Origin of the sequence: Pseudoxanthomonas sp. SE1 (assembly GCF_029542205.1) — a bacterium.
GTDB lineage: Bacteria > Pseudomonadota > Gammaproteobacteria > Xanthomonadales > Xanthomonadaceae > Pseudoxanthomonas_A.
This window is the reverse complement of sequence record NZ_CP113783.1, coordinates 3007726-3034716: the sequence shown is the minus strand read 5'-3', so window position 1 is coordinate 3034716 and position 26991 is coordinate 3007726. Positions and strand designations below refer to the sequence as shown.

The following is a 26991-nucleotide window of genomic DNA, read 5'->3' as shown; positions in this document are numbered from 1 at the left end:
GCATGCCATCGCGCACTGCAGCATGGCCGTGGCTCGCGCAGGGCATGGCCTCCCGCCGATAATGGCGGCATACCTGCATCTGGAACCCGCCATGTCCGATCCCCGCCACGACCCGTCCCGGGTCATCCGCGCGCCGCGCGGTGCCACGCTCACCTGCAAGTCCTGGCTCAGCGAGGCGCCATACCGCATGCTGCAGAACAATCTGGATGCGGAAGTCGCCGAAGACCCCACTTCGCTGGTCGTCTACGGAGGCATCGGCCGCGCCGCGCGCGACTGGGCCTGCTATGACGCCATCCTGAAGTCGCTGCGCGAGCTCGACGACAACGAGACCCTGCTGGTGCAGTCCGGCAAGCCGGTCGGCATCTTCCCCTCCCACGCCGATGCGCCGCGCGTGCTGATCGCCAACTCCAACCTGGTGCCGCACTGGGCCACATGGGAACACTTCAACGAACTCGATAAGAAGGGCCTGATGATGTACGGCCAGATGACGGCCGGCTCATGGATCTACATCGGCAGCCAGGGCATCGTGCAGGGCACGTACGAAACTTTCGTCGAGATGGGGCGCCAGCACTACGGCGGCAACCTGACCGGCAAGTGGATCCTCACCGCCGGCCTCGGCGGCATGGGCGGCGCGCAGCCGCTGGCCGCGGCGCTGGCGGGCGCGAGTTCGCTCAACATCGAATGCCGCCAGTCCAGCATCGACATGCGCCTGCGCACGCGCTACGTGGACGAACAGGCCACCGACCTCGACGACGCGCTCGCCCGCATCGCCAAGTACACCGCGGCCGGCGAGGCGAAGTCCATCGCGCTGCTCGGCAACGCGGCCGAGATCCTGCCGGAACTGGTGAAGCGCGGCGTGCGTCCGGACGCGGTCACCGACCAGACCAGTGCGCACGATCCGGTGCATGGCTATCTGCCGATCGGCTGGTCGGTGGAGCAGTGGCTGGCCGAACAGAAGGCCGAACCCGAGCGCGTGCGCGATGCCGCCAAACAGTCCATGCGCGTGCACGTGGAGGCGATGCTGGCGTTCCAGCAGATGGGCGTACCCACGTTCGACTATGGCAACAACATTCGCCAGATGGCGTTCGACCAGGGATTGAAGAACGCGTTCGACTTCCCCGGCTTCGTGCCAGCCTACGTGCGCCCGCTGTTCTGTCGCGGCGTGGGCCCGTTCCGCTGGGTCGCGCTGAGCGGCGATCCGGAGGACATCTACAAGACCGACGCCAAGGTGAAGGAACTGATCGCCGACGACGCGCACCTGCACCGCTGGCTGGACATGGCGCGCGAGCGCATCAGCTTCCAGGGCCTGCCGGCGCGCATCTGCTGGGTCGGCCTGGGCCTGCGCCACAAACTCGGCCTGGCGTTCAACGAGATGGTCCGCAACGGCGAACTGAAGGCGCCGGTGGTGATCGGCCGCGATCACCTCGATTCCGGCAGCGTGGCCTCGCCGAACCGCGAGACCGAGGCGATGAAGGACGGCAGCGACGCAGTCAGCGACTGGCCGCTGCTCAACGCGATGTTGAACGTCGCCGGCGGCGCCACCTGGGTGTCGCTGCACCACGGCGGTGGCGTGGGCATGGGCTATTCGCAGCATTCCGGCGTAGTGATCGTCTGCGATGGCACGGAGGAAGCCGACAAACGTATCGCGCGCGTGCTGTGGAACGACCCGGGCACCGGCGTGATGCGGCATGCGGACGCAGGCTACGACATCGCGGTGCAGTGTGCGAAGGAGCAAGGATTGAAGCTGCCGATGGTGTGAGGGTGGAGGCGTGATCCCGCTACGAAACGGCCCGCGATCGCGGGCCGTTTCATGTGTGGCTGCTTCAACGGCAGTTTGCGGGCTACCTGGAAAGCCGTTGCGGTGTATGGTCGATTTTCGACCAGCAGCTTCGTCGCCAACAGATCCCTGCCAAAAGGAGCTCCAATGAAATACCTCGGCCTTGCCTACTTCACCCCTGAGAAATTCGCGGCGATGAGTCCAGGCGACATCGAGGGCCTGGTCAGCCAGTGCCCTGCATTGGACGAGAAGATGCGCGCTACCGGCAAGGTGCTGGTTTCCGCGTCACTGGGAGATCGGGACGGCTGGGCCACGCTGCGTCCGCGGGGTGGCAGGACGCATGTCAGTGATGGGCCCTACGCCGAGTCGAAGGAAGTGGTGGGCGGCCTGTTCATCATCGAGGCGGACGACCGCGACGAGGCCCTGCGCATCGCGTCCATGCATCCGGCAGCCACGCTGGGCGAAGAGGGAGGATGGGCCGTCGAACTCATCCCCATGGATTTCTTCCTGGCACGCTGAGGTCACGGGCACGGTGTTCCGACGCCCGATGTCCATCCCCCCATCGACGGCTTCGCGAGGCATTGCGGCGATGTCTGTTCCCGACGCATGCATACAGCCGAGACCTGGGGCCATGCCTCCAGGCTCTCAGCATGACCTTTCGTTGAAACGGGGATTAACCCGTACAGCTTGAAGGTCGCAGCTGACGTCTGGCGGGCACGTTGCCGTGCCCGCCGTTGGACGTTCTCAGAAGTCCCAGCGGCCGGTGATGGACAGCGGAACCGAGACGCGGCTGCCGGTGTCGTTGATGGCCGCCAGGCCAAGCCCGGCGATCGCGGAATCGTCGTCGGCAAGATCGTCGATGTAGTTCACCCCTGCGGCGAGCTTCATGCTGAAGCGCTCGGTGAACGGGATCTGCACACCGGCCTCGAGCCCGCCGCTCAGCGCCCAGCCCTTCTCGTAGAACGGCGCATCCGGAATCGTGATCGCGGCGTCGGGAATCTCGAAGGTGGCGCGGATGACATCGGTCTCGGTCGCACCCAGTCGCGCCGCGACGAACGGCCTGACCCGGCCACCGTCGCGAAAGAAGTGCCGGTAACCCACCTCCCACGTGTACGCGTCATAGCCCGAGAACTTGCCGAAGACGTCGAGCTCGGTATCGAGCGCCGGCACGTAGGCGGCACCGACGCGCACGCGACCATCATCGGCGCTGGTCTCCCTGGCCAGAAGGAACACTTCGCTCCGGTCACTCAGTCCATAGCCCACCTCCAGGCCCCAGGACTTGGCGGTGCCGTAGATCTGCTCGTGGCTGCGGGAGCGGATGCGCAACTCCGCGCTGACGCCTGCCAGTGCGGGATTCAACGGACCGAGATCCGGCACCGGCGCCACGGCGCCGGAGTGGACATCGCCGCTGACCGGGAAGTCGACGCCGCCTGACACCGACATCGAGAATTTTCCCTGCTCGGGACCTGCCGCGAATGCCGGTCCTGCCACCATCAGCAAGGCAGCGCCAAGAAGTTTGATCTGCATGTTCCTCTCCCATCAGAACGGGTGACGCCTACCCACTGTAGGCAGGTGCTTTACGCAAGAATGGTGGAGATGGATTCACCGAGGCGCCGTACGTAAGCGCCCTTTCAGAGGTCCTCACACCGTTTCCACGTTGCTGTACGCACTTGCCGTTTGTAGGCCCTGCCACGGCTTGGTCCGACTGCCGCATCCGATCTGGAAGATCAGGGCCATGGTGGGCGCATCGATGGTGTCTTGTCTGCTCTGGATCACTTTGCGTCCGCACAGAACCACGCCGCCTGGCGTGCAAACGGAGCGGTGCTCGGAAGGTGAGGGATCGAGATGCGTTTGCCCAGGTGGGGCTATACCGCACGCCAGGGCGTCTGCTTCCGACCTATTCCGTTGAAACACTCTCCAGTGACGCGGGTAAGGTCGAAAACAGCGCGTTTTCAGCACAGTTTGAAGCTCGAAACCTGTGGATATCACGCTCTCGTGGCATTTCGCCCGGTGAGAAATCCGGGCAACCAGGTTTTCTCAACAGAATAGACCCGAAGCGGACGTTCGCGCTTCCACCGACGTCCCCTCCGTTCGCCATGCGATGATGCGGCAAGCCTCAAGCGCCTAGCCCTCATGCTCCGCATCGTCTTCGCGTCAATCATCCTGGTTGTGTCATTCCACAGTTCGGCCACCGAAGCGGAAAAACCGCTTGTCGGACCGCGTCCCATCGCTGTACTTCTCACCAAGGATCCGTGGGGCATGGTTCTTGGTGCTGACACGCCGTGGTTTGCACTCTACGACGACGGCCAAGTCATCTTTGTTGAGCAAACATCCGAAAACGAGTACACGCACATGGCGGCTCGCTTGACTCCTTCGGAATTGGCGGGAGTCAAGGCAAAACTATCCACATACGTCGCAGAACCTGCTCCGAAGGAAATCAACTTGCGGCCTGGTGTGAGCGATCAACCTGAATCTCAGTTTTTCCTGGACGTTGACGGGCACAAGCTTGCTACGTTCGTCTACGGTCTCGGAACACCTGCGGATTCCGACGATGAACCAACCGATGGTCGGGATGGGGTCGATGTGCTCCCCGCCAACATCAAAGGCTTGCATCAGTATCTGTCAGAGTTCCACGTTGCGACTGCCAAGAAGTGGACCCCCGACCAGATCGAAGTGATGCTCTGGGATTACAGCTACGCGCCCGATGCGTCTATCCAGTGGCCGGCCCACTGGCCGGACTTGAGTGATTCGACCACTCTGAAGCGCGGAGACGCATACTCGATATTCCTGCCTGGTACTCAAGAAGAGGCATTGATTGCGTTCCTAGCAACCCGAAGGGAGAAGGGAGGGGTGGAACTCGACGGCAAGAAGTGGGCAGTGTCCTATCGCCGGGTTTTCCCACGCTGGCATGACGCATTTTCCAAGTAGCAGCGGATCTCCGCTTCTGGCCGAGACCAGCCACTATAGCCTCGTGGTTTTACTAAGCACGTCTACCTCTACAGGCTGCGTGTTCCCCACGCGGATCAGTGAAGGTGAGCGCCGTGAGAGGCTTTTCCAAAGCGTCGTCGGCAAGAGCGACTTGTCAGTCTGCGTTGGGTCTTCTTCTCTGCGTCGCTTTCGCGGTCGCCGCGGCATCAGGGCCATTGCCATCAGCCGCTATGATGCCAGTAGCTGATTGCCTCAAGATCGAGCAGCATCTGACGGAAGAACTGCAAACACGAATCAATCGACAGAAGCGGATCGAAGGACAAAGCAGGGAAGTATCTGCGCAAGTTGGATTCGATCACTCCAGCAAGAGAGTGATCGTGGATCTGAGTCGAGGATATCTTCCAACGTATGCTGGGGGACAGTTGGAAGACCTCGAAACGGAACTAAGAACAGTCGTTGAAGAGCTTTTGATGGGCTTGGTCGACTTTAGCGGCGTCCAGTTCCGCTACGACGGAGAATCAATCCAGTACTTCCATCCCGATCCACCACGGCCCACTCGCCGCCCTGGCAGCCGGACTCCGCCTGGCTCCCGACTCTGACTGTATCTGGAGGATCCCTCCGCTTCCGCCCCGAAACGGACATCCCGGGGTTGCGCGCCAAGAAGGTGACCTTTTGGCGACATTTGCATTGCTAGCTTCGCGCTGCTTCATCAAGTGAACATGGCCACTTCTTGGGGGTAGCGCGATATGAAAAGGTACTTCAGACGGGCATTGTGGTTGGCTCTTTCGGCGCACTTGATCGGATCCGGCCTGTCCGCCCACGCGGCGGAGGCGCCCGGCGCCCTGACCATCGTCGTCAGGGATCAATACACCGAACGGCCGCTTTCAAGCGTGCAGGTCACGATCACGGAACGGGAGACCGACCTGGTGCGATCTCTGGAAACCGATGCACAAGGTCGCATCGTCGTTGATCAGCTCGATCCCGGCCTCTATTCGGTAACCGTGGCCAAGGTCGGGTTCGCTCCGCTATACGAACCCAGCGTGCGCGTCATTACGAGGAAGAACTCCAGGATCGAGCTCGAACTTGGAGCGCCGACACTGGAAGAAGTGGTGGTTGAAGCTCGGGTACTCGATGCATTCGCATCACCCTCGAGTACCTATCTCGATCGCGAAGCCTTGCGGGATGCCGTTGGCGGTGGCGCGGATCCGCTGCTCTCGCTGGACGGCCTGCCGGGCCTGGCTTCTGCCAGCGAGTTCGCAGCCTTCAGCGTGCGCGGACGGGGGCCCCGGGACAACCTGATCTTCGTCGACGAGTTCCCCTTCGACAAGGCGGTGCACTTCGACGCGACGCTGGGCGAAGACGAGGACGTTGGGGGTGGCGGCCGCTTCTCGATCTTCGCACCGAACGTCATCAATGGTGCCGAGTTCTCACCGGGCGGATGGGGGCCTGCGTATGGCGGGCGGGCAGGGTCGCTGCTCAAGCTTGACGTCGCCGACGGCAGCCCGAGCCCGTCGGCGAGTCTGCGCCTGGACCTTGCAGGCTATGAAGTCGGCTACGACGGGCCGCTCGGCATCACGCAAGATGCCACCGTGCTGGTATCTGCCCGCCGGCTGGATTTCGGTGACTTCTTCGAGGACATCGAAGAACTGGACATCGGAAATCCCGTGCTGAGGGACATCCTCGTCAAGTCGGCCGTACCGATCAACCCGTCCAACACGCTCGAGGTGCTGCTCATCGATACGCGTGAGACCTACACGCGCGACGTGACCCACGTCTTCCAGTCGCCCAACTTCGAAGATGCATCGCTGCTCGATTTCAGACAGGACAGCGATCTGTACGGGCTGACCCTGCGATCATTGATCGGTCAAGACGCTGTCTGGACAAACAAGGTGTACCGCCGCGCCAGCAACAAGGTCAGCTCGGAGGGCGAAGCATTCCCTGATCTGGTGCCCCCCGGATCGCCCGCCTCCAGCTTCCCGGTCCGGGAAGACATCATCACCGTTACCGAAGACGAGACCGAGATCGGCTGGCACAGCGACTTCGCGACGTTGAATCGATGGGGTGCTTTCAATGCAGGCGTCCAGCTGACGCAGATCGACCTGGACTACAGCACCGTGCTGGACGGCGACTGGATCCGGTACGTCTACGACGCCGATGACTTCCGGCCAGACCCCGGGCAACGCTACATCGTGTTGACGCCGGAGAACATCAACGCGTCGCTGAGCCGGAAAGCGACCAGCTACGCGGGCTACGTGGACCAGGTATTCAAGCGCGGCGTGTGGGACCTGAGCACGGGCTTACGGCTGGAACGGGACGGCCTGACGGACGAAACCCTCGTGTCGCCGAGACTCAGGGCCAACTGGCGGCCGAGCAAGAGCGTCAGATACTTCGCGACTGCAGGGCTTTTCCACCAGTCACCCCGGTTCCTGGACCTCGCGGCCAACGAGGCGAACACGCTCGAGAACGAGAAGATCACGCACGGCAGTGTCGGTCTGGAGTACTTCCCGAACGACAGGTGGTCGGTGTTGACGGAAGCCTATTACCAGGATCTCGCGAATCTCGTCGTCGACCTGGATCGGGCGAGCGGAACGTTCGCCAACATCGGCGATGGCACGTCCTATGGCTTCGATGTCGTGGTCAAGGGCACGATTCGGGAGGGCCTCTACGCGACCGCGACCTACTCGTACAACGATGCGGAAGTGGACCGGAAGGATGGCCGTGGCGCCGTCGCCGACGCGTTCAGCCGCGAGCACGTGGCGACCCTCGGGCTGACCTGGGAAATCACCGATCGCTGGAAGGTGGCTGCGCGCTACAAGTATCTGTCCGGGAGGCCGGAGGACGCCTACATCATCCACGAAGACGTGCTGGGCCCCGGGCAACCCGTGCGTTACTCGAGGGAGACGATCGAGCGCGGCGTCGGTCGCAAATCCGGTTACGGTGTGCTGAACGCCCGTGTCGACTATCGGCGCGCATTCGGCCCCATCGACATCACGGCCTTTCTCGATGTCATCAACGTCACCTCGGCGTCGTCGACCGACGACACCGAGTTCGACTACCGCAGGGGCGTCAACGTGAAGGACGACAGCGAAGCCGAGCCGCTTATCGGACTTCGGCTAGACTACGCTTGGTAAACGGGAGACGGCAGATGGCACGCGCTCTTGATGCTGCGCCCATCAGGGCGTTGATCGTCGAGGACAACCGCGACATCTGCGGGAACATTGCCACGTACCTCGAAAAGCTCGGCTATGTCCTGGATTTCGCCCACGACGGCGTCACCGCGATGAACCTGGCGCTGACGAATCCGTTCGACGTCATCGTCCTGGACCTCATGATCCCGAGGATGGATGGCCTCACCTTCTGCCAGAGGTTGCGGGCCGATGCCGAGATCGAAACGCCCGTCCTCATGCTGACCGCGAAGGACACGCTCGACGACAGGCTCAGAGGGTTCGACGCCGGCGCCGATGACTACCTGGTCAAGCCATTCGCGCTGCAGGAGCTGCATGCGCGCATCCGGGCCCTGTACAAGCGGAGCCACCGCAATGCCGACACCCTGCTGACCGTCGGCGACCTGACATTGAACCGGTCCACGCTGCAGGTGCATCGGGCGGGGCGACGGGTCGAGATCAACCCTGCCGGCATGAAGCTGCTCCGGCGTTTGATGGAGGAGTCCCCGTCCGTCGTGGATCGCGACGAGCTCGAAACGCTGCTGTGGGCCGACGAGCGGCCCGATGGCGATGCGCTCCGCTCGCACATGTACAAGCTGCGGCAGGCAATCGACCGGTCATTCGACCGGCCATTGATCCATACGGTGCATCGGATCGGATATCGCATCGCAGAGGATTCCCCGTAATGCTGCGACAAAGTCTGCGCAAGCGTGTCGAGTATGCGTTCGCGCTGTGTGTGGTCGGACTCAGCGTGGCCTGGGGGCTCGCGTTCTACGCGGCCATCCGCTTCAGTGAAGACCGGGTGCTGGTCAATCAGCTGCAACGCGCCGCCGAGAACTATCCCGATCTCACGACGAGTCTTCGGGGCTACGACGATGCGGGGAGCTTGCCGGAACCCCTGAGGGAATGGGCGCAGGCAGGCCCTGACGAGGGCGTGTACGAGTTTGTCGCCGAAGAGCTGCATGTCGCGGTGGTCCCCGCCGACAATGCAGGGGGGCGCGCCTTCGTGGTGTTCGATGTCGCCGGCATCGAGGCGGCATCCTCCGAGGACTGGTGGTGGCTGCTCGTCATCACCGGTGTCGTGGGCGTGCTCGGCACCCTGGGTTTCGGGCTGGGCGTCCTGGTGATGCGGAGAGCGGTCGCGCCGGTGGTGCAGCTCGCCGATGTGGTCGCGGGGATCGACCTGGAGCATCTTTCCGCCGGAGACCACAAGCTCATCGAGTCCAGCCGGTTCGGAAGCGACGAGGTCGGCGTCCTCGCCGGTGCCATCGAGAAGACGCTCGAGCGCATCAGCGCGTTCGTCGTACGCGAGCGGGACTTCACCGGTTCCGCCAGCCACGAGTTGCGGACGCCCATCACCGTGATCACGGGCGCGCTCGAACTGCTGGAGCAAAGCGATCTGTCGGCCGACGACGTAAAGGCGGTGGACCGGATCCGGCGCGCGACGCTCGAGATGAAGTCCACGATCGAGATGTTCCTGTGCATCGCCCGCGAAGCCGACGACGGCCTGTATGGCGAACAGTTCCCGGTCGCGCCCTTGGTAAGCCGGGCGGTCGACCAGCAGCGCTACCTGCTGAACGGCAAGCGCGTCGACGTCGAGGTCGAAAGTCTTGCGACACCGGTCGTTCGAGGGCATCCGCAGGCCTTCCTCATCGCCGTCACCAACCTGGTTCGAAACGCGTTCGAGCAAACGCCCGGAGGGCAGGGGCCGATCACGGTGCTCCTCAAGGAGCACGCGCTTCTGGTCACCAACCGGTTGGGCGATGACGAGGTCGGGCGGCTCACGCCGGCCGCCGCCTCTTCCAACGGACATGGCCTGGGGTTGGGCATCGTCCAGCGACTGTGTGAGCGCAACGGCTGGGAATTCTCGCTGCAAGTGGACGAGGCGAATGTGACCGCCTGTCTTTCCTGGTGATCGCCACTTCGAAACAGCGGGCGCGCGGCAGTCAACGTCCCGCGCTTATCGCCGATCCACAGAGGAGTTCAAGAAACGCGGTGGCCGTCATCGGTGGATGTCGCGGTCGCGACGCCCGGTGAAGCTCGCAAGACCCACAGGCCGAGCAGGCAGTACCACAGGCTCTGCGCGACGACCACGAACGTCATGCCGGGGACGTCGAGCGAGATCAGTCCAGTGGCATAGCCGATCAGGCACAGCAGGCCCGCGATCGCGCCGCAGGCGCCGCATGTGGTCGCCAGTGGCCCGGCCTGGCGCAGCATCGCGATCGACCACAGCACGATTCCCGCCGACATGCCGAGCGTGCCGAATCCCGCCAGCACCTGATTGGCGGAGAAAGCAAGCAGTACCGAAGGCAGCGCGCCCTCAGTGCGTGGGATCAACGGCAGGACGCGTTGCAGGTAGTCGCCGATGAGGAAGCCGCTGATCAGTGCGGCGCCCAGCATGGCAGCGGCGCCCAGGGCGTAGACGCGTATTGCGGTCCATACCCAGCCATTGTCCTGCCATCGCCGCGCGAGGTGGGCCAGCGACAGCCAGAGGGCGACGATGCACATGATCATCGCAAGGTGCACGTGCCGGCTGAGCGCCGAGATTTCCGTCAGGCTGGTGAGCCGCGACGCCATGTCGCCGCCCTGCGCGGTGGGATGGAAGATCATGATGAGCGGCGCCAGCACTCCGCTCGCGATCAGCAACACGCCGGACAGCACTGCGCCTGTCGCGCGGGAGGAAGTCGTGGTCATGCGATGCCCCTGCGAAGATGGAGCGTACAGGCTAGCGAGGCGATCACGGCTGGTTTCCGGACAATCGCGGCCCAATGTCCGGGAGGGTTCGTGGGATGATCCCGCTCATGACGCAGCTCGAACCCAACGAAGATCCCCGCAGGCGGCGCACGCGCCAGGACCTGATGGCGGCGTTCTTCTCGCTGGTGCTCAGTCGGCGCTACCACGAGATCCGCGTCGGCGATGTGCTGGCGCGATCGGGCGTCAGCCGCTCGACGTTCTACGAACACTTCCGCAACAAGGACGAGTTGCTTGCCGCCAGCCTGGAGGGGCCTTTCCAGACACTGGCCAATCTGGTGGGCGAGCAGGCGGACGTCAACAAGGTGTGCGCGATGCTCGAACATTTCTGGCAGAACCGCGCGCTCGCGCGCAGTCTCTTCCAGGGCGCTGCGCTACGTGTTGTCCGTTCCACGCTGGTCATGCACGTGGAGAACACGCTGTCCCAGGCGCAGCGCAGCCGCCTGCGCATTCCCGTGCGCCTTGCCGCACATGGGCTCGCCGATGGTCTGTTCTCGCCCGTGGTGGCGTGGTTGCTGGGCGACGCCAAGTGCAGTGCGCAGGAACTCGCCGTCGCGTTGCAGCTGTCCACGGCAGCGGCCACGCGCGCACTACAGACCGGCGTTTCCGCCGACGACTGGCCAAGGAGAAGAGGATGAAGATGCAGCGCGTGATCCCGATGCTGCCCGTCCGCCACATGCCGACGAGCGTGGAGTTCTACGCAAAGCTGGGTTTTGCCGTGGAAAAGCGCAACGACGAATGGCGTTGGGCGATGCTGGTGCTGGACGAGTGCCGGCTGATGGTGGACGAATCGATCAACCAGCCGCCGGATGCACCGCGCACTTCGGTGATCTACCTGTACCCCGACGACATCTTCGCCTACCACCGCGATGTGCGGCGGCGTGGCCTGGACGTGCCTTCGATCGGCCATCCCTTCTACGGGATGAGCGAGTTCCGTATCGAAGATCCCGACGGCAACCGTCTATGGATCGGGCAACGGACGGGAAGCTGAGCTTCGCTTAGGGAGCATGGCGTTCAACGGAACGCCCCCGAGGATGTCTGTTCCTGGCGGGAAGCGGACATCCGCCTTCTTTTCCTACAGGGCAGGCACTTGACTCCGGCTATGGCAGGCGTAGGATTTTAAGCAGCCGCGGGACAGACCCAAGGCACGCACAACGACATGAGGGATTCTCATGGAATACGACTATCTGGTCTTCATCGGGCGTTTCGAGCCCTTCCACAATGGCCATGCCGCCGTCGCCCGCCTCGCACTCAGCCGGGCCAGCAAACTGATCTTCCTCGTCGGCTCTGCCGACACCCCCCGCAGCCTCCGTAACCCTTGGACCGTGGCCGAACGTGCGGTGATGATCCAGGCTGCCCTCGATGGGTCAAGCGATCGTCTGCTGATCCGTCCGCTGCGCGACCACCTCTATAACGAGGCCCAGTGGATCGCTGGCGTGCAGCGTACCGTGGCTGAGGCGATTCGGAGCGACGGCGGTGATGCCGAGGCTAAAGTGGGCCTCATCGGCATGGACAAGGACGCCTCGAGCTACTACCTGCGCGAGTTCCCGCAATGGCCGCTGGTGGACGTGCAGCACACCGAGACCCTGTCGGCCACCGAGTTGCGCCGCTACCTGTTCGAGGCGGGCACCATCGATTTCCACGGCGCCCTGCTGATGCTACGCGGCAATGTACCGGCGCCGGTGTACGACATGCTGGAAGCCTTCCGCAAGAGCTCACCGTCCTACGGCCAGTTGGTGGCCGAGTACCAGTTCATCGAGCACTACAAGGCGGCCTGGAAGGACGCTCCCTACGCGCCCACTTTCGTCACCACCGATGCGGTGGTGGTGCATTCGGGCCACGTGCTGCTGGTGCGCCGCCGCGCCGAACCAGGCAAGGGTCTATGGGCGCTGCCGGGTGGCTTCGTCGGCCAGAACGAGGGTCTGCTGGACTCCTGCCTGCGCGAGCTGCGGGAGGAGACGCGCCTCAAGATCCCGGTCCCAGTACTGAAGGGGTCGCTGAAGGGTCAGCACGTGTTCGACCACCCCGAGCGCAGCCAGCGCGGCCGCACAATTACCCACGCCTTCCACTTTGACTTCCCGACCGGTGAGCTGCCAGAGGTGCGTGGTGGCGATGATGCCGACAAGGCCCGCTGGATCCCGGTCAGTGAAGCGCTCGACATGGGTCCCAAGTTGTTCGAGGACCACCTGCACATTCTGGAGTTCTTCCTGGGCCGGGGCTGATCCCGACCTCTCCCGCTGGTGGATAGACCGCCGGCTTCACTCGACGCGAAGGAGCTTCCGTCATGCAATGCCTCAACAATCTTCTCCTCAACACCGACAGCTACAAGGCCAGCCACTGGCTGCAGTACCCGCCAGGTACGGACGCTACCTTCTTCTACGTGGAATCGCGCGGCGGCACCTACGACCGCACCGTGTTCTTCGGTCTGCAGGCCATCCTGAAGGAATACCTTGCCAAGCCGATCACCCACGCCGACGTGGACGAGGCGCGCGACCTGTTCGCCGCCCATGGCGAGCCGTTCAATGAGGCTGGCTGGCGATACATCGTCGACCACCACCATGGCCTGCTGCCGATCCGAATTCGCGCCGTGCCTGAGGGCACCGTAGTGCCAACGCATAACGCGCTGATGACCATCGAATCGACCGATCCCCAAGCCTATTGGGCGCCGTCCTACCTGGAGACCATGCTGCTGCGCATCTGGTATCCCGTGACGGTGGCGACCATCAGCTGGCACGCCAAGCAGACCATCCGCCAGTTCCTGGAGCGCACCAGCGACGATCCGGAAGGCCAGTTGCCCTTCAAGTTGCACGACTTTGGTAGTCGAGGCGTTTCCAGCGTTGAGTCGGCCGCCATCGGCGGCGCGGCGCATCTGGTCAACTTCCTGGGTACCGACACGGTCTCCGGCCTGCAACTGGTCAAGGCTTACTACCACGAGCCAATGGCGGGCTACTCCATTCCCGCCGCCGAGCACAGCACGATCACCAGTTGGGGTCGTGAGAACGAGGTGCAGGCCTATCGCAACATGCTGATGCAGTTCGCCAAGCCGGACTCCATCGTGGCGGTCGTGTCGGACAGCTACGATATCTATCACGCCATCAAGGAACACTGGGGCAAGACGCTCCGGCAGGAAGTCATCGACTCCGGCGCCACGGTCGTCATTCGGCCGGACTCGGGCGATCCGGTGGCGGTGGTGCACCAATGCCTGGAGCTGTTGGACGAGAGTTTTGGCCACAGCATCAATGGCAAGGGTTACAAAGTGCTCAACCACGTCCGGGTGATCCAGGGCGATGGCATCAACCCGACCAGCATCCGCGCCATCCTAGAGCGCATTACCAGCGCCGGCTATGCCACAGACAACGTGGCCTTCGGTATGGGTGGTGCACTGTTGCAGCGGCTGGATCGCGATACCCAGAAGTTCGCACTCAAATGCTCGGCCGCCCGCGTCAACGGCGAGTGGATCGATGTTTACAAGGATCCGGTGACCGACAAGGGCAAGCAGAGCAAGCGGGGGCGCATGACCCTGCTCCAGCACCGCGAGTACGGCAACTTCCGTACAGTCCCGGTATCGGTCGAGGCCGAGTCACTAGCCGAGGTCGAGAAGCCGCTGGGCTTCGATGATGCGATGGTGACGATTTGGGAAGACGGCAGGATCGTCCACGACGACACCTTCGCCGACATCCGCGCCCGCGCCAACGCCGCCCGGCTCTAGCCCGTCCACTCGTTGCCAAGTATTAGTAGTCCACACTCGGATTGAACGGGTCATCCATTCGGGATGGCCCGGCTGACGTCCGCTCCCGACCCGAAGTACACATCATTCCAGGTCAGGTGCGAGTGATGGACACGCCGCCGTCGACGAGAAAGGCAGTCCCCGTGATGAAACTCGACGCATCCGATGCGAGGTGCAGGACGGAGCGTGCGATCTCTTCTGGCGAGGCCATGCGCTTCAACGCGTGGATACGCTCAACGAAGGCCTGCACCTCCGGCGTGGCGTCCGGCGCGTTGGTGATGCTGGCGGGCGTGTCGGTGCCTCCGGGGAGTACGGCGTTCACCCGGATCCCGCTCGCGCCGTATTCGGCCGCCAAGGCCTTGACCAGGCCGATCTGGCCCGCCTTGCTGGCGGCATACGCCGCCATGCCGGGAAGGCCGGCCGTGTAGCCGACGAAGGAAGACGTGAATATGAGCGAGCCGCCGCCGCGCGCCAGCATGGCCGGCACCTGATACTTGGCGCCCAGGAACGCGCTGGAAAGATTGGCGTCGAGCGTCTCGTGCCATTCGTCGAGCGACATCTCCGTGATGGGCTTGGTCTCTCCCAGCACCCCTGCATTGTTGAACGCTACGTCAAGGCCTCCGAAGCGGTCGATGGCTGTGTCGACCAGGGCTTTTGCAACTTCTTCGCGCTTGATGTCGCCCGCAACCGCGATTGCATGCCCGCCCGCCGCTTCGATTTCGCTGACGAGCGTGTCGAGTTCGGCGTGACGACGCCCACTCACTACGACGCATGCGCCTTCTCTTGCGAACAGCCTGGCCGTCGCGCGTCCGATGCCGGAACTGGCTCCCGTGACGATGGCCACCTTCTCTGCCAGTACATCCATCTGCAACTCCCGTCTCGTTGTGTCGGGAGAATCTATCGGCCTGTGTCGCCGGCCGATATCCGTTTCTTGCTTTCGCACCAAGGAAGGTGGAGCGCATATTCATATGGCATGCCAGGTCGGGATGCATTGATGGGCCTCCGAATGCACATGCAGCAACCCGAGGCGTGCCATCTCGGGTTGCGGGTGTCTCGTATGTTCACTGCTGGCAGGAATCCGTGATTGCGCACGGGGCCGTGGTGATGCGGTAGAGACCATGCCGACGTGAAGGGACATATTGCTCTCCTCGTTGATCCGTCGAAGAAGGCTCGAAGGTTGCTCCGCGCAAGAACAACTCGTTCATCGAGGTCGATTGTTCGCCTCGGCGCAGGGCGCCGACTGCGGACAAGTCCGCAACGTCGTTCAAATGCCGCGAATTCTCCTGGAGATCGATGGGTTCAAGTGGCAACGTGCGCGAGTTGCCATCTTCACAACGCATCCACGTACTCCAACGTAGGCTGAAGACGCGTGATGGCTCAGGCTAAAAGACAGATATATTTCGAGGCCCAAGACGAAGGAGGTTGGAATGTTTACGAATACCAAGCAACACTTTGCGATGGCGCGTGTGCTCGGCGTGGCGATCGTCGCCGCCATGGGTCTGGCGGGTTGCGCCACCTACGATGACGAGTTCGCAGGGATCAACTCGCGCCTCGATCAGCTCGACACGAAGGTGCAGGGCGCGGCCCAGAGCGCCGACGCCGCGAATCAGTCCGCGCAGCAGGCCAACCAGCGCCTGGACCAGATCGAAGGCCGCGTGCGGCAGCTCGAAGCGGCGCCGCGCCGCGTGCCGCGCGGCTGATCGCGCTTGCACGGTTCGTGACGAATCGTGAGACCTGGAACCCGGTGGCCGCTGCTGGCCGCCGGGCTTCCGCTTGATACCGTTTTGTTTTGAGGAACTGCGCCATTCGTACCTGCCTGCACCCTGCAATCCGTGCCTGTTCTGGCGCGCTGCTGCTGACGTTGGCGTTCGCGAGCTCCGCTGCGCCCAAGACCGAGCCTGACACCCAGCAAGCGACCGCCGTCGCCGACCAGCTTCCGGAAGGCCAGGACGTCTCCGGGACGGTGATCGAGCTTGCTGGCTGGATCGTCGCCACCAAGGACAGCCAGGGCTATCCCTTCGCGATCATCGACAAGGCATCCGCGCAGATCCTGGTGTTCGGCGGTGATGGGCGGCCTCGCGGTGCGGCGCCTGGACTGTTCGGCTCGGCGGTCGGCGACCACACGGCCCCAGGCATCGCCGGTCTCGCGCTTCGCGAGATTCCAGGCCGTGATCGCACGACGCCTGCCGGTCGCTTCGTGGGTGGTTTCGGTCCGTCCATCGACGCGGGACGCGTGCTGTGGGTGGACTACGATTCCGCGGTATCCATCCACCCGACCGCCACCGGCGTCCCGGCCGAGAAGCGTGAAGAACGCCTCGCATCGCCCACGCCCGATGACAATCGCATCACGCACGGCTGCATCAATGTATCGCCCGAGTTCTACGAGCGGATCATGCAGCCGACGTTCGAGAAGGGCGGGGTGTTCTACATCCTCCCGGACAAGGACTCGATCGAAGAGACGTTCCCGGAGTTCGCGCAAAGTCGTGCGGCTGCGCAACGCAGCGACGGAAAACGTGCACGGTCCGCCCGCCGGTAGAGGCCCGTCGGCGTGTTGCCTCTGGCGTGAGGGACAGAGCAGCGGCTGACATGGCAGCTGCACGCCCGGAGCGGGAACGACGGTTTCCACGCGGCAACGCTATGCCATCCGGATAACGACCTTGCCCTTCGTTCGCCCTTTGTCGACGTATGCCATCGCCTCGTTCGTCGATGCGAATGGGAATGTCCGGTCGATGACGGGCCGGATGGCTCCGGCGTCGATCAGGGAGCCGAGTGCGCGCAACTGATCGCCGCTGGCCTTCATGAAGAGGAATGAATAGCTCACACCTTGGCGCCCCGCTTGCTTCCTGATGCGCCGGCTCAGCAGCCGCATGACCTGCCTGATGAACCAGGGGGCGCCGATCTCCGTGGCGAAGCCGGGATCGGGCGCCTCGTGACCACCGCAAGAGGGCTGCAGGCGACGCCGGGAGCATCGCCAGCGCGCTGGCCAGCCCCCCCCCGCGGGTGCGTCAGCTCCCAGCCGCAAGCCGCGGACCCTCGCCGGCGCCCTTCCGATTCCCGACGCTGACATGCCGTAGCCCTGCGCGCGGGGTGCAGAGACTTGCGCGCGAGTCCGGAAGCGTCGGGGAAGCAAGCCTCGAACACCTGACCGCAAGGTGCGGAGGTCCGGTTGCAGGTCGCGGAAACCCGCGCTCCCCGCTTCGAGCTTCGCGGGCGAGCGTTCGAGGCTTGCAGCGGCAAGCGTCTGCGCCTCGCATGCAAGCCTCCACGCGTCGTCGTCGCGCGCTGGCGGCTTGCGCGCACGTCATTTCCGGCGACGTGTCGCTTTCCAAGCCCTGCCGACGAGGATCCCGGGCTTGCCGTGCGGACTCAATTGGCCGGCTGAATCCGGGCTCCCGCGGTGCACCGTTACCCGATGCCGGGCAGCGGCGCGTCGGGCGCGACCAGCCCGGCGCTGCGCAGGTCGCGCCAGAAGTCGACGGGCACCGTCTCGTGCAGGGCAGCACGGTCCTCGGCGATGCGTTCCGGCCTGCTGGCGCCGGGGATGACCGCGGCGACCGCGGGATTCGCCAGCACGAACTGCAGACCGGCGGCTTTCATGCTGATGCCATGACGGTCCGCCAGCGCCTTGATGCGTGCCACCTTGTCGAGGATCTGCGGCGTGGCCGGTGCGTACTCGAAGTTGGGGCCTCCGACCAGCGCGCCCGAGCTGTAAGGTCCGCCGACCACGATGCCCAGGCCTCGTTCGGCGACCTTGGGCATCACGCGTTGCAGGGCGCGGCTGTGGTCCAGCAGGGTGTAACGGCCCGCCAGCAGGAAACCATCCGGACGCGGGCCTTCCAGATCCAGCAGCAGCTCGATCGGCTCCACGCGGTTCACGCCCAGCCCCCACGCCTTGATAACGCCTTCGTCGCGCAGGCGGTCCAGTGCCTTGAAGGCGCCGGTGCGCGCGCTTTCGAACATCGAAAGCCATTCGTCGCCATAGAAGTCCTGCGCGATGTCGTGCACCCAGGCGATCTCGATGCGGTCGGTCTTCAGGCGCGTGAGGCTGTCGTCGATCGAGCGCAGCGTGGCGTCGTAGGAATAGTCGTTGACGATCCGGTTCGGACGGCCGTACTTGAACACGTCGCCCTTCTCGCCGAGGTCGCGCGCACTGACATCCTCGATTTCGTCCAGCACCAGTCGCCCGACCTTGGTGCTGATGACGTAGGCATCGCGCGGCTTGTCGGCCAGCGCTTCGCCCATGCGGATTTCCGCCAGGCCGGCGCCGTAGAAGGGCGCGTTGTCGAAGTAGCGGATGCCGTCGTTCCACGCGGCGTCGACCGTCGCGCGCGCTTCCCCCTCTGGGATGTCGCGGAACATGTTGCCGAGCGGGGCAGTGCCGAAGCCGAGCTTGCCGGGAAGCAGGTCGTGGAGGGACATGGTGGACTCCTGGATGCGGGAACGGGGGGAAGAAGGTGGAAGCGCGCCGCCGCCGTCAGGCCGCGTTCGCCTCGGGCAAGGTGAACTGCGTGTAGCCTTCGGCGCCATCGCCGAAGTAGGCCGACAAGGGTGCATCGAACTGCGGGGTTTTCGTGCACAGGCGGTCGACCGGACCGGGGTTTCCGATGAAAGGCGTGCCGAGGGCTATCCGCCCTCGGTAACGCGCGCGACATTGCCCATCCTGATCTGCCGCCATCTGGCGCCGCTCCGCGAGCCGGCACACCAGTGACTGCGTGCCCGCCTTAAAGTCCTCTTAAATATTGCTGCCTAACTTGGTGGGCAATGTGGAAGTCAGCGTGTCCGGGATGCCGATGAAACGGCAGTTCCCGCCTGACGATTTCCGCACGGCGTTCTTTGCCGCTGTCGGCATCCTCCGTCGGACACCACGCAGGCGTTGGATGGGAGGAAGGCCGCCACGCACGCGCCTGCAGGAACGTGTCCGTCATCCGCGGAGCGCGGTCTGCGTCGTGCGGACGCCGCGTCATCCAGCGCGACAGCGTCATCGCGTTGACCACCCCGCCGCATCACCAGAAGAGGCAATCATCATGGCGAATTGGACAGCGTCCGACATTCCGCCCCAGACAGGCCGCACCGCGGTCGTCACCGGGACCGGTGGCATAGGGTTCCAGACCGCATTGGCGCTGGCGCGGGCAGGCGCCAATGTCATTGTCGCGGGTCGCAATGCAGCGAAAGGCGCCGTCGCGATCGCGCAGATCCGCCGCGAAGTCCCGGTGGCCAACGTGCGTTTCGCGGCGGTGGATCTTGCCAGCCTGGAATCCATCGAAACCTTTGCGGATACCTTGCGCCGTTCGCATGGCGGCCTGGATCTGCTGGTCAACAACGCGGCGGTGATGGCACCCCCGCGCCGGCTGCAAACATCCAACGGTTTCGAGCTGCAGTTCGGTACCAACCATCTGGGGCATTTCGCCCTGACGGGTCACCTGCTGCCGCTGCTGTGCAAGGGCAACCGTCCGCGTGTGGTGAGTCTTTCGAGCGTGGCGGCCAGGAGTGGCGCGCTGGATTTCCATGACCTGCAGTCGGAGCGCGACTACAAGCCGATGGTGGCCTACGGCCAGTCGAAACTGGCGTGCCTGATGTTCGCGTTCGAACTGCAGCGGCGGAGCGTGGCGGCAGGTTGGGGCATCCAGAGCATCGCGGCGCATCCGGGTATTTCCCGTACCGATCTGCTGATCAATGGCGTGGGCGCAGGGAGTATGCCGGGCATGGCGCGCCGCTATCTGTGGTTTCTTTTCCAGCCTGCCGAACAGGGCGCGTTGCCGTCGTTGTTTGCCGGCACCGCGCCCGAGGCGGAGGGCGGCGCTTACTACGGTCCCGACCGGATGGGCGAGACGCGTGGATTCCCGCGCCCGGCCAGCGTGCCGATGCAGGCGAAGGACCTGGAGGCCGCCGAAAGACTGTGGAGCGAATCGGAAAGGCTCACCGACACGGTGTTCGTGACCGACAGAAGGCCGCAACCCGCATCCTCGCTGTTCGCTGTCTAGTCTGCTCGCGGATTTGTGTTGCCATGCCGTACGCGCTGCATGGTGGTGTTTCCGCGGCATGGGACTTTGTCCATGTGCCATGTCGCGGCTGCGCATGTTCAAGGATCGTCGTCATCCGATCGCTCATGCGCTTAAAACAATCTTAAACGTGGAAGACGATGCTTGCGTCAGGCCGACGAGCAAGCGGAAGTCTTCGGCCTGATCCCGCAGCAACCTCCTGGCTGTTCCCACTGCTGCCGTTTCCCGCATCGCGGTTCCGATGCCATGCGCGATGCGTCGCGGCGCGCTGCAAGCGGTGGTGCCGGTCATCGACGCACTGGCTCGACGTTCGTTGGCCGATCGTCTGCCCGACAAGCAACAAACATCCCGTAGCAATCCTTCCCCCATCACTACGCGAGTGAAAAAAGATGAGAAATGATCTCTCCATTGAACGCACCCAGCCCACGCGAGCCCACTGGCGACGCCGCGTCGCGGCGATGGCACTGATGCTGGGCGCCATGGCCGGTTCGAGTGCTGCCCTGGCGCAAACGGCGCCGAAGCCCGACTGGAGCCTGGCGGACATGCCTTCGCAGGCGGGCCGCTTCTTCCTGGTGACGGGCGGAACCAGCGGCATGGGATTTGAAGATGCCAAGGCGCTGGCCGCTTCGGGCGCGCACGTGGTGATCGCCGCGCGCAACGCCGAGCGTGGGCGCGAGGCGATGGACAGGATCAGGAAGGACACGCCGGATGCCAGGCTCCAGTTCGAAGTGGTCGACCTTGCGAACCTGGACTCGGTGCGCGCCTTGGGCCGGCGTCTCGGTACGGCGCTGCCGCGCCTGGATGGCCTGATCAACAACGCAGCGGTCATGGCGCTTCCGCAGCGTGGCGTGTCCGCCGATGGCTTCGAGATGCAGCTCGCCACCAACTATCTCGGACACTTCGCGCTGACCGCGGAACTGATGCCGCTGTTGCGGAAGAGTGCGTCTCCTCGCGTGGTCACGCTGTCCAGCATCGCCGTCCATCGTGGTGGTCTCGATTTCGACAACCTCCAGTCCGACAAGGCCTATGACGCGTATGCGGCCTATGCGCAGTCGAAGATTGCCTGCCTGATGTTCGCTTTCGAGCTGCAGCGGCGCAGCGACGCGGCGGGCTGGGGAATCACGAGCATGGCCGCGCATCCGGGTATCGCGGTGACCGAACTGGTCGCACGCGGTCCGGGGCTGGACAGCGAGCAGGGGCGTCGGTGGGCGGCCGGGAAAGACCAGATGCAGTCGGCGGCGCAGGGCGCGATCCCCACGCTGTTTGCCGCGACGGCGCCCGAGGCCGTGGCCGGTGCCTACTACGGGCCGACAGGCATGAACGAAATGCGCGGCCCGCTCGGCCTGGCCACGGTGCCTGCGGTGGCACAGGACGCCACGGCTGCAGCGCGTCTCTGGGACGTATCGGAAGCGCTGACGGGCGCGCGTTTCCGCTGACATGAGCACGCCGCTTCCAGGACAATCCATGAGCAGCTCCGACGCGCGCACCGCGGGCCCGAACCCGCCCCCTAGCAGGTGGCAGGCCATGTTCAACCTGCGCCGCGGGGAAGCCGTTCCCGTCCTGATCGCGGCGTGCTTTTTCTTCCTCGTCCTCACCGCACTGATGCTGCTGCGGCCCGCGCGTGATGCGTTGGGCATGGAACGCGGCATCGAGAGCATCCGTTGGCTGTTCATCGGCACCGCGCTGGTGACGTTGGCCGTCAATCCCGCGTTTGGTTGGCTGGTCAGTCGGTTGCGGCGGTTGCACTTCATCGCGGCGACCTATGGCTTCTTCATCCTGGGTCTGGTGGGCTTCTGGGCGCTGTTGATGTTCGCGCCGGAGGCGGTGGGGCAGCGCAGCGGCCAGGTGTTCTACGTGTGGTTCAGCGTATTCAACCTGTTCGCCACCATGGTGTTCTGGGCGTTGATGTCCGACCGCTTCACCAGCGACCAGGGCGGACGCTTCTTCGCGCTGATCTCCATCGGCGGAACGCTGGGCGCGATCGTCGGGCCCTGGCTGACCTCGCAACTGGCCGAACCGTTGGGAACCGCCAGCCTTCTGCTGGTCTCGGCGGGATTCCTGTCCCTCGGCCTGCTGACCGCATGGCTGCTGGTGAGGGTCGCGCCGGACCGCACCGGAACGAATGGCGTACATGCACCTGCGTTTCCGGACGAAGCCGAACGCATCGGCGGCAGCATATGGGCCGGTGTCCGTTCGGTGATCCGGTCCCCCTTCCTGAGCGGGATCGCCGGCTATGTGCTGCTGATGGCGGTGATGGCGACGCTGGTGTACTTCACGCGCATGCAGATGGTCGCCGACGTCGCCGAAGGTACGGACGCACGTGCCGCACTGCTGGGCAGCATCGACATGTGGACGCAGATCGCGGTGCTGGTACTCCAGCTCACCCTGACCGGGCGCTTCATCAGGCGCTTCGGCCTGGGCGTTGCGCTGGCGATCCTGCCGCTGGCGACGGCGCTGGGATTCATCGGCCTGGCGATCTACGGGTCGTTCGTCGTGCTGGTGCTGCTGGAGGCTGCCAATCGCGCGGTGCAGCGCGGCATCACGCGCCCGGTGCGCGAGGTGCTGTTCACCGTGGTCGATCGCGAGGACAAGTACAAGGCGAAGGCGTTCATCGACACCTTCGTGTACCGCGCCGGCGACGTGGTCGGTGCGCAGGCGGAAGGCGTGCTGGGCCGGATCGGCCTGGCGATCGGTGGCCTGGTCAGCGTGGTGGTTCCGCTGGCGTTGTTCTGGGCCGCGTTGGCGCTATGGCTGGGCCGCGCGCATGCGCGACGTGTGTCCCAGGCGTCGGATGTCGTGCCGGACCGCAGCGAGCGGCATGCGCACGATGAGCCAGTCGTCGGTCGGCACGCGCAGCCCCTGCCGCAAGCCGGACCGCCATGACCCGGCCCATCGGCCGAATGCGCCTTCGATGACAGCGGTCAGGCTTCCAGCGAGTCAACGCCGCATGCGGCGGGTCAGGGACGCCACGCCACCCAGTCGCCAGGGGCCACCGGTTGAACGTCCACCGATCTGTCGCGCGCCGCTGCCCGCAGCCGATCGAGGGCGTCGTCCGCTTCCACGTATTCCTTCATGCCGGTGACGCCGTAGTGGATGGGCACCAGCGTGCGCGCGCCCAGGATGGTGGCGGCGGCGACCGCCTGCTCGGGTGTCAGCACGCCCGGCTGGCCGCTGACCGGTTGTCGCCAGCCGAATCGCGCGCCGTTGATCGGAAGGAAGACCGCATCGAATGGCCCGAACTGGCGGCCGATGCGCCACCAGTGGCCATGCCATAGCGTGTCGCCCCCATGGAAGATGCGGCGTCCGCCGGCAGCGACCACCCACGACACCTGGGTGTCGCCATATCCGTCCGATGCCGGTACCGGCGTGGCGGTGAAGTCGCCCAGCAGTTGGGGTTCCCACAGCGCGCTTGGTCGCGCGCGTGCGCCGGCCGGCATCGGCAACGGCTGTGTCCCTGCCGGATAGGCGAGCATGCCGCCGCGGCCGAGCGCATCCGCCACGGCGTGCGCATCGAAATGGTCGGAATGTGTATGCGTGATCAGCACGCTGGTCTCGCCCACGCCGTCATCCACCGGCACCAGCCGGTCGCCGAGTGCGGTTCCCCACGCGTCCGGGTTGACCAGCGGATCGATGAACAGGGTCGCCTGCGGCAACTGCAGGCGGATGCCGGCCCACGCCAGGCGCTGGACGCGGAGCACGGGCGCGGGGCCCGACGCCAGCAGGCTGCCCGAAGACAGCAGCGCCGCGGCGGATGCGCCCACGCAACCCGCGAGGAATCGCCTGCGGCCTTCCATGTGCGGATCACCGTTCATGCATGCATCTCCCGGGACGCGAGGGAGGCATCCAGCGCGAAGATCGCCTGCGACGTGATGACGCCGAGATTGTGTCCATGCCACTCGCGTTCGAACGCCGTGGGCACCACACCCGGTGCAAGGCAATCCTCGATGCGGAGCGTCGCGATGCGGTCGTCGGCGTCCACCTCCGATACCTGCGTGCGACAGCGGACCACGGCATCCCGCAGCCGGTCGAGATAGTGCAGGGCATTGTCGAGCACCTTCGCATCGAACCTGCCGATATGTCCGCCGATCACCGTGCCGCGGCCGAATTGGAGCATCCGCCCGATGGCGGCGCGGAGCAGGGCAGGATCGGCCTTCGACAGGTAGACGATGTTGCCGACGATGTTGTCGCCCGCGCAGACCAGGTCCGCCGTGGGCACGTCCACGCTCAGGTGGTCCATCGTCTTGCCCGGGTTGTGGAGGAAGCGCAGCGCATGCGCGCCCCAGCGGATGGCCATGTTGTCGAACACGATGTCCGGCTCCCGGTAGAGCGCGTCCATGCGGCGGTTCTGCGAGAGGTAGGCGTGGCGATGGTGACGGTGGGCCATCGTCAGCGCGTCGGGAAACAGTGACATGCCGGCGATGTGGTCGCTCATGAAATGGGTGGCGGCGACCAGGCGCACCGTCTTGCCCAACTCCCCGCAGAGCACATCGCGCAGGCGGCCCGCGTCCCGCGCGCTGCCCAGCGAGTCGACCAGCAGCACATCATCGCCATCGATGAATGCCGTGGCGACGGATTGCACGTCGTCGCCGACGAACATCAGTACGTCGGTATTCACTTCTTCGAACTTCACGAGGATCACCTTGCCGTGGGTGGCCACATGGTGGCCAAGGCCCTCACGGGCGACAAACGAGTTGTTTTGCCGTTCGCTTCAGAAAAAGTAACGCGATACGATGCCGGCCGGCCCCGCTACGCCCAGGTGCTCGTGAAGCCCCGTCATCCTGCGCCACTCAATGCACTCCGCACGTTCGAGGCGGCGGCACGGAACCTGAGTTTCAACGTGGCCGCGCAACAGTTGTTCGTCACGCCGGCGGCGGTCAGCCATCAGGTCAAGCATCTCGAGACGTATCTGGGCGTCACGCTGTTCCATCGCAGCAATCGCTCGGTGGAACTCACTGTGGAAGGCAAGGCGCTGGCGGCTGCGCTGGGCGACATCTTCGGGCAACTGGATCAGGCGCTGCACCGCGTGACGTCGCACGCATCCGCGGACCTGCGCGTGAGCACGCTGGAGTCCTTCGCCGCCAAATGGCTGGCACCGCGGCTCCACCGCTTCCATCGCGCGTTCCCCGATATCCGCGTGCGTATCGAAACCGGCAACGCGCCTGCCGACTTCGCGCGCGGTGTCGATGTCGCCATCCGCTATGGTCCCGGCGGGTATGCGGGCCTGCATGCGGAACGCCTGATGGAAGCGCCGGCATTTCCCGTCTGTGCGCCATCGTTGGCGCTGTCGCGGTTGGAGGACCTGCGACAGCAGACGCTGCTGCACGACGAAAGCGCGCTGGGCCGGCCCGGCGTACCCCAATGGGCCGACTGGCTGGAAGCCGCCGGTGTCGAGGGTGTCGATGCTAGTCGCGGCCCGGTCTTCGCCAGCATCTACCTGGCGCAGGAAGCGGCCATCGCCGGGCACGGCGTTGCGCTGGGCATCGCGCCGCTGGTGAAGGAGGACGTGCTCCATGGTCGCCTGCTCCCGCCCTTCGACCACAGCGTGCCCAATGCGTACGCCTTCTGGATCGTGCGACGGGACGATGCGCGCCCGCGCGCCGAGATCACCGCGTTCTACGGATGGCTGCAACAGGAAGCGGGCGACGATGCAGCATTCTGGGAAGCGCGACGCACGGATCGGTAAGGGTGTCGCGGCGGTGCGCTTGGGGGCGTCGGTAATTCCCGATGCCGGGACGCTTCACGGCCGCCCTGCATACCGGCTGGGCGCTTCGCCCACATGCCGGCTGAAGGCCACGCTGAACGTGCTGGTGGAGCCGTAGCCGACGCGCTCGGCCACGTCGGTGACCGTCAGGCCGTCGCGCCTGAGCAGTTCCTTCGCGACTTCCATGCGCCAGGCCAGCACGTACTCCATCGGTGGCACGCCGACGGTGCGGGTGAACCGCTCGAAGAACGTCGAGCGGGAGAGCGCGGCGATGTTTGCCAGTTCGCCCACGGTCCACGGGTGCGCGATGCGCGCGTGGATCTGCTTGAGCGCCATCGCCAGCCGCGCATCGCCCAGTCCGCGCAGCAGGCCGGGAGGTGCGTTTCCTGCGGTTGTCGAGCGCATGGCTTCCACCAGCAGCATCTCGACCAGCCGGGACAGCATGTACGCATTGCCCGGCTGCTGCTGTGCGTACTCCTCGCCGACCATCTGCACCAGGTGCATGAGCCGCTGCGAGCCCTGCACATGCACGACCGTGTGCAGCAGCGATACCAGCAGCGCGGCGTCCTTCGTGTCGAACAGGAATGCGCCACCCAGCGAGCGCATGTCCGGCGGTCCGTCCGGATCGCCATGACGCAGTTCGCCCTGTCCTCCGGGCACGATGCCGGGATCGATGAACACCGGTGGCGCGGGCAAGAAGCCTGAAAGCGTGAAGGCCGGCGTGGTGGGCAGCAGCACGAAGTCGCCCGCGCTGATGGTGATGGGGGCGTGCCCCTCCACGGCCAGCCGCGCGCTGCCTTCCAGCACGATGCAGAAGCCGGGCTGGCCATAGTCGGCATACCGCACGGCCCAGTTGCCCTTGCCGCTGATGACGTTGGCGAACACCGCCTGCGGGTGCAGCAGCTGGACGACATCGGACAGCGGATCCCCCATTCCGGACTCCG

General features: G+C 64.9%; 26 protein-coding genes. 16 read left to right on the top strand and 10 right to left on the bottom strand.

Annotation, left to right across the window (positions count from 1 at the left end; translation table 11 throughout):
• The first annotated feature begins 91 nt into the window (after positions 1-91).
• On the top strand, positions 92-1759 hold the full coding sequence (hutU, locus tag OY559_RS14310; protein WP_277726912.1) for a urocanate hydratase: 1668 nt from the start codon (positions 92-94) through the stop codon (positions 1757-1759).
• A 165-nt stretch (positions 1760-1924) separates the two neighbouring features.
• Positions 1925-2296 (top strand): YciI family protein, encoded by a 372-nt coding sequence (locus tag OY559_RS14305; RefSeq protein ID WP_277726911.1) that lies wholly within the window; start codon positions 1925-1927, stop codon positions 2294-2296.
• A 225-nt stretch (positions 2297-2521) separates the two neighbouring features.
• Here OY559_RS14305 and OY559_RS14300 read toward each other — a convergent pair whose 3' ends face one another.
• Entirely contained in the window at positions 2522-3304 is a 783-nt protein-coding gene (locus tag OY559_RS14300) for a hypothetical protein (protein ID WP_277726910.1), read from the bottom strand.
• A gap of 606 nt (positions 3305-3910) precedes the next feature.
• On the opposite strand from OY559_RS14300, the gene OY559_RS14295 reads away from it, so the two are divergent.
• The 4 genes from OY559_RS14295 to OY559_RS14280 all read left to right on the top strand — a co-directional run bounded on the left by OY559_RS14295 (position 3911) and on the right by OY559_RS14280 (position 9784).
• The gene (locus OY559_RS14295; protein WP_277726909.1) at positions 3911-4705 is read left to right on the top strand and encodes a VOC family protein; all 795 of its coding nucleotides are present in this window, start codon (positions 3911-3913) and stop codon (positions 4703-4705) included.
• A gap of 794 nt (positions 4706-5499) precedes the next feature.
• Positions 5500-7836, top strand: a complete 2337-nt coding sequence (locus tag OY559_RS14290; RefSeq protein ID WP_277726908.1) for a TonB-dependent receptor — start codon at positions 5500-5502, stop codon at positions 7834-7836.
• 41 nt (positions 7837-7877) lie between these two features.
• Positions 7878-8555, top strand: coding sequence for a response regulator transcription factor (locus tag OY559_RS14285; RefSeq protein ID WP_277730018.1), 678 nt, complete (start codon positions 7878-7880; stop codon positions 8553-8555).
• On the top strand, positions 8555-9784 hold the full coding sequence (locus OY559_RS14280; protein WP_277726907.1) for a sensor histidine kinase: 1230 nt from the start codon (positions 8555-8557) through the stop codon (positions 9782-9784). Before OY559_RS14285 ends, OY559_RS14280 begins: the two co-directional genes overlap by 1 nt.
• Positions 9785-9852: 68 nt before the next feature.
• On the opposite strand, the gene OY559_RS14275 is transcribed toward OY559_RS14280, so the two are convergent.
• Positions 9853-10563, bottom strand: coding sequence for a hypothetical protein (locus OY559_RS14275; RefSeq protein WP_277726906.1), 711 nt, complete (start codon positions 10561-10563; stop codon positions 9853-9855).
• A gap of 107 nt (positions 10564-10670) precedes the next feature.
• Here OY559_RS14275 and OY559_RS14270 point away from each other — a divergent pair, with 107 nt between their 5' ends.
• The 4 genes from OY559_RS14270 (at position 10671) to OY559_RS14255 (ending at position 14329) form a co-directional block, all read left to right on the top strand.
• Positions 10671-11258 carry a TetR/AcrR family transcriptional regulator gene (locus tag OY559_RS14270; protein WP_277726905.1) on the top strand — a complete coding sequence of 196 codons (588 nt, stop codon included), beginning with the start codon at positions 10671-10673 and terminating at the stop codon, positions 11256-11258.
• Positions 11255-11611, top strand: coding sequence for a VOC family protein (locus OY559_RS14265; RefSeq protein WP_277726904.1), 357 nt, complete (start codon positions 11255-11257; stop codon positions 11609-11611). Before OY559_RS14270 ends, OY559_RS14265 begins: the two co-directional genes overlap by 4 nt.
• A 175-nt stretch (positions 11612-11786) precedes the next feature.
• Positions 11787-12842, top strand: a complete 1056-nt coding sequence (locus tag OY559_RS14260) for a bifunctional nicotinamide-nucleotide adenylyltransferase/Nudix hydroxylase (protein ID WP_277730017.1) — start codon at positions 11787-11789, stop codon at positions 12840-12842.
• Positions 12843-12904: 62 nt separating this feature from the next.
• A complete protein-coding gene (locus tag OY559_RS14255) occupies positions 12905-14329 on the top strand; it encodes a nicotinate phosphoribosyltransferase (RefSeq protein WP_277726903.1) in 1425 nt (474 codons plus the stop codon).
• Between the two features lie 112 nt (positions 14330-14441).
• On the opposite strand, the gene OY559_RS14250 is transcribed toward OY559_RS14255, so the two are convergent.
• Positions 14442-15212: an SDR family oxidoreductase gene (locus OY559_RS14250; protein ID WP_277726902.1), complete on the bottom strand. Its 771-nt coding sequence runs from the start codon at positions 15210-15212 to the stop codon at positions 14442-14444.
• A 562-nt stretch (positions 15213-15774) separates the two neighbouring features.
• On the opposite strand from OY559_RS14250, the gene OY559_RS14245 reads away from it, so the two are divergent.
• Positions 15775-16047 (top strand): hypothetical protein, encoded by a 273-nt coding sequence (locus OY559_RS14245; RefSeq protein WP_277726901.1) that lies wholly within the window; start codon positions 15775-15777, stop codon positions 16045-16047.
• Positions 16048-16199: 152 nt separating this feature from the next.
• Entirely contained in the window at positions 16200-16883 is a 684-nt protein-coding gene (locus OY559_RS14240; RefSeq protein ID WP_343228784.1) for a L,D-transpeptidase, read from the top strand.
• Positions 16884-16982: 99 nt separating this feature from the next.
• Here OY559_RS14240 and OY559_RS14235 read toward each other — a convergent pair whose 3' ends face one another.
• From OY559_RS14235 to OY559_RS14225, 3 genes are all read right to left on the bottom strand, one after another.
• Positions 16983-17216 carry a zinc-binding dehydrogenase gene (locus OY559_RS14235; protein WP_277726899.1) on the bottom strand — a complete coding sequence of 78 codons (234 nt, stop codon included), beginning with the start codon at positions 17214-17216 and terminating at the stop codon, positions 16983-16985.
• 536 nt (positions 17217-17752) lie between these two features.
• Positions 17753-18766: an aldo/keto reductase gene (locus OY559_RS14230; protein ID WP_277726898.1), complete on the bottom strand. Its 1014-nt coding sequence runs from the start codon at positions 18764-18766 to the stop codon at positions 17753-17755.
• A gap of 55 nt (positions 18767-18821) precedes the next feature.
• The gene (locus OY559_RS14225; protein WP_277726897.1) at positions 18822-19022 is read right to left on the bottom strand and encodes a hypothetical protein; all 201 of its coding nucleotides are present in this window, start codon (positions 19020-19022) and stop codon (positions 18822-18824) included.
• Positions 19023-19371: 349 nt separating this feature from the next.
• Between OY559_RS14225 and OY559_RS14220 the strand changes: the two genes are divergently transcribed.
• Positions 19372-20328 carry an SDR family oxidoreductase gene (locus OY559_RS14220; RefSeq protein ID WP_277726896.1) on the top strand — a complete coding sequence of 319 codons (957 nt, stop codon included), beginning with the start codon at positions 19372-19374 and terminating at the stop codon, positions 20326-20328.
• Between the two features lie 123 nt (positions 20329-20451).
• Here the strand turns inward: OY559_RS14220 and OY559_RS14215 are convergent, their stop codons facing one another.
• Positions 20452-20637, bottom strand: coding sequence for a hypothetical protein (locus OY559_RS14215; RefSeq protein ID WP_277726895.1), 186 nt, complete (start codon positions 20635-20637; stop codon positions 20452-20454).
• Between the two features lie 98 nt (positions 20638-20735).
• On the opposite strand from OY559_RS14215, the gene OY559_RS14210 reads away from it, so the two are divergent.
• Positions 20736-21782 carry an oxidoreductase gene (locus OY559_RS14210; RefSeq protein ID WP_277726894.1) on the top strand — a complete coding sequence of 349 codons (1047 nt, stop codon included), beginning with the start codon at positions 20736-20738 and terminating at the stop codon, positions 21780-21782.
• An 88-nt stretch (positions 21783-21870) separates the two neighbouring features.
• Positions 21871-23229 (top strand): NTP/NDP exchange transporter, encoded by a 1359-nt coding sequence (locus OY559_RS14205; protein ID WP_277726893.1) that lies wholly within the window; start codon positions 21871-21873, stop codon positions 23227-23229.
• Positions 23230-23303: 74 nt separating this feature from the next.
• On the opposite strand, the gene OY559_RS14200 is transcribed toward OY559_RS14205, so the two are convergent.
• Positions 23304-24158, bottom strand: a complete 855-nt coding sequence (locus OY559_RS14200) for an MBL fold metallo-hydrolase (protein WP_277726892.1) — start codon at positions 24156-24158, stop codon at positions 23304-23306.
• Positions 24155-24976 carry an MBL fold metallo-hydrolase gene (locus OY559_RS14195; RefSeq protein ID WP_277726891.1) on the bottom strand — a complete coding sequence of 274 codons (822 nt, stop codon included), beginning with the start codon at positions 24974-24976 and terminating at the stop codon, positions 24155-24157. Before OY559_RS14195 ends, OY559_RS14200 begins: the two co-directional genes overlap by 4 nt.
• A 132-nt stretch (positions 24977-25108) precedes the next feature.
• Here OY559_RS14195 and gcvA point away from each other — a divergent pair, with 132 nt between their 5' ends.
• Positions 25109-26029: a transcriptional regulator GcvA gene (gene gcvA, locus OY559_RS14190; protein ID WP_277726890.1), complete on the top strand. Its 921-nt coding sequence runs from the start codon at positions 25109-25111 to the stop codon at positions 26027-26029.
• A 54-nt stretch (positions 26030-26083) separates the two neighbouring features.
• On the opposite strand, the gene OY559_RS14185 is transcribed toward gcvA, so the two are convergent.
• Positions 26084-26980 carry an AraC family transcriptional regulator gene (locus OY559_RS14185; RefSeq protein WP_277726889.1) on the bottom strand — a complete coding sequence of 299 codons (897 nt, stop codon included), beginning with the start codon at positions 26978-26980 and terminating at the stop codon, positions 26084-26086.
• Between the last annotated feature and the right edge of the window lie 11 nt (positions 26981-26991).

What these genes read in the sequence shown, in the direction of transcription:
- hutU (WP_277726912.1), top strand. Translation starts at nt 92, where the DNA reads ATGTCCGATCCCCGCCACGACCCGTCCCGGGTCATCCGCGCGCCGCGC.
- OY559_RS14305 (WP_277726911.1), top strand. Translation starts at nt 1,925, where the DNA reads ATGAAATACCTCGGCCTTGCCTACTTCACCCCTGAGAAATTCGCGGCG.
- OY559_RS14300 (WP_277726910.1), bottom strand. Translation starts at nt 3,304, where the DNA reads ATGCAGATCAAACTTCTTGGCGCTGCCTTGCTGATGGTGGCAGGACCG.
- OY559_RS14295 (WP_277726909.1), top strand. Translation starts at nt 3,911, where the DNA reads ATGCTCCGCATCGTCTTCGCGTCAATCATCCTGGTTGTGTCATTCCAC.
- OY559_RS14280 (WP_277726907.1), top strand. Translation starts at nt 8,555, where the DNA reads ATGCTGCGACAAAGTCTGCGCAAGCGTGTCGAGTATGCGTTCGCGCTG.
- OY559_RS14275 (WP_277726906.1), bottom strand. Translation starts at nt 10,563, where the DNA reads ATGACCACGACTTCCTCCCGCGCGACAGGCGCAGTGCTGTCCGGCGTG.
- OY559_RS14270 (WP_277726905.1), top strand. Translation starts at nt 10,671, where the DNA reads ATGACGCAGCTCGAACCCAACGAAGATCCCCGCAGGCGGCGCACGCGC.
- OY559_RS14265 (WP_277726904.1), top strand. Translation starts at nt 11,255, where the DNA reads ATGAAGATGCAGCGCGTGATCCCGATGCTGCCCGTCCGCCACATGCCG.
- OY559_RS14255 (WP_277726903.1), top strand. Translation starts at nt 12,905, where the DNA reads ATGCAATGCCTCAACAATCTTCTCCTCAACACCGACAGCTACAAGGCC.
- OY559_RS14250 (WP_277726902.1), bottom strand. Translation starts at nt 15,212, where the DNA reads ATGGATGTACTGGCAGAGAAGGTGGCCATCGTCACGGGAGCCAGTTCC.
- OY559_RS14245 (WP_277726901.1), top strand. Translation starts at nt 15,775, where the DNA reads ATGTTTACGAATACCAAGCAACACTTTGCGATGGCGCGTGTGCTCGGC.
- OY559_RS14235 (WP_277726899.1), bottom strand. Translation starts at nt 17,216, where the DNA reads ATGCGGCTGCTGAGCCGGCGCATCAGGAAGCAAGCGGGGCGCCAAGGT.
- OY559_RS14230 (WP_277726898.1), bottom strand. Translation starts at nt 18,766, where the DNA reads ATGTCCCTCCACGACCTGCTTCCCGGCAAGCTCGGCTTCGGCACTGCC.
- OY559_RS14225 (WP_277726897.1), bottom strand. Translation starts at nt 19,022, where the DNA reads ATGGCGGCAGATCAGGATGGGCAATGTCGCGCGCGTTACCGAGGGCGG.
- OY559_RS14220 (WP_277726896.1), top strand. Translation starts at nt 19,372, where the DNA reads ATGGCGAATTGGACAGCGTCCGACATTCCGCCCCAGACAGGCCGCACC.
- OY559_RS14215 (WP_277726895.1), bottom strand. Translation starts at nt 20,637, where the DNA reads ATGACCGGCACCACCGCTTGCAGCGCGCCGCGACGCATCGCGCATGGC.
- OY559_RS14210 (WP_277726894.1), top strand. Translation starts at nt 20,736, where the DNA reads ATGAGAAATGATCTCTCCATTGAACGCACCCAGCCCACGCGAGCCCAC.
- OY559_RS14205 (WP_277726893.1), top strand. Translation starts at nt 21,871, where the DNA reads ATGTTCAACCTGCGCCGCGGGGAAGCCGTTCCCGTCCTGATCGCGGCG.
- OY559_RS14200 (WP_277726892.1), bottom strand. Translation starts at nt 24,158, where the DNA reads ATGAACGGTGATCCGCACATGGAAGGCCGCAGGCGATTCCTCGCGGGT.
- OY559_RS14185 (WP_277726889.1), bottom strand. Translation starts at nt 26,980, where the DNA reads ATGGGGGATCCGCTGTCCGATGTCGTCCAGCTGCTGCACCCGCAGGCG.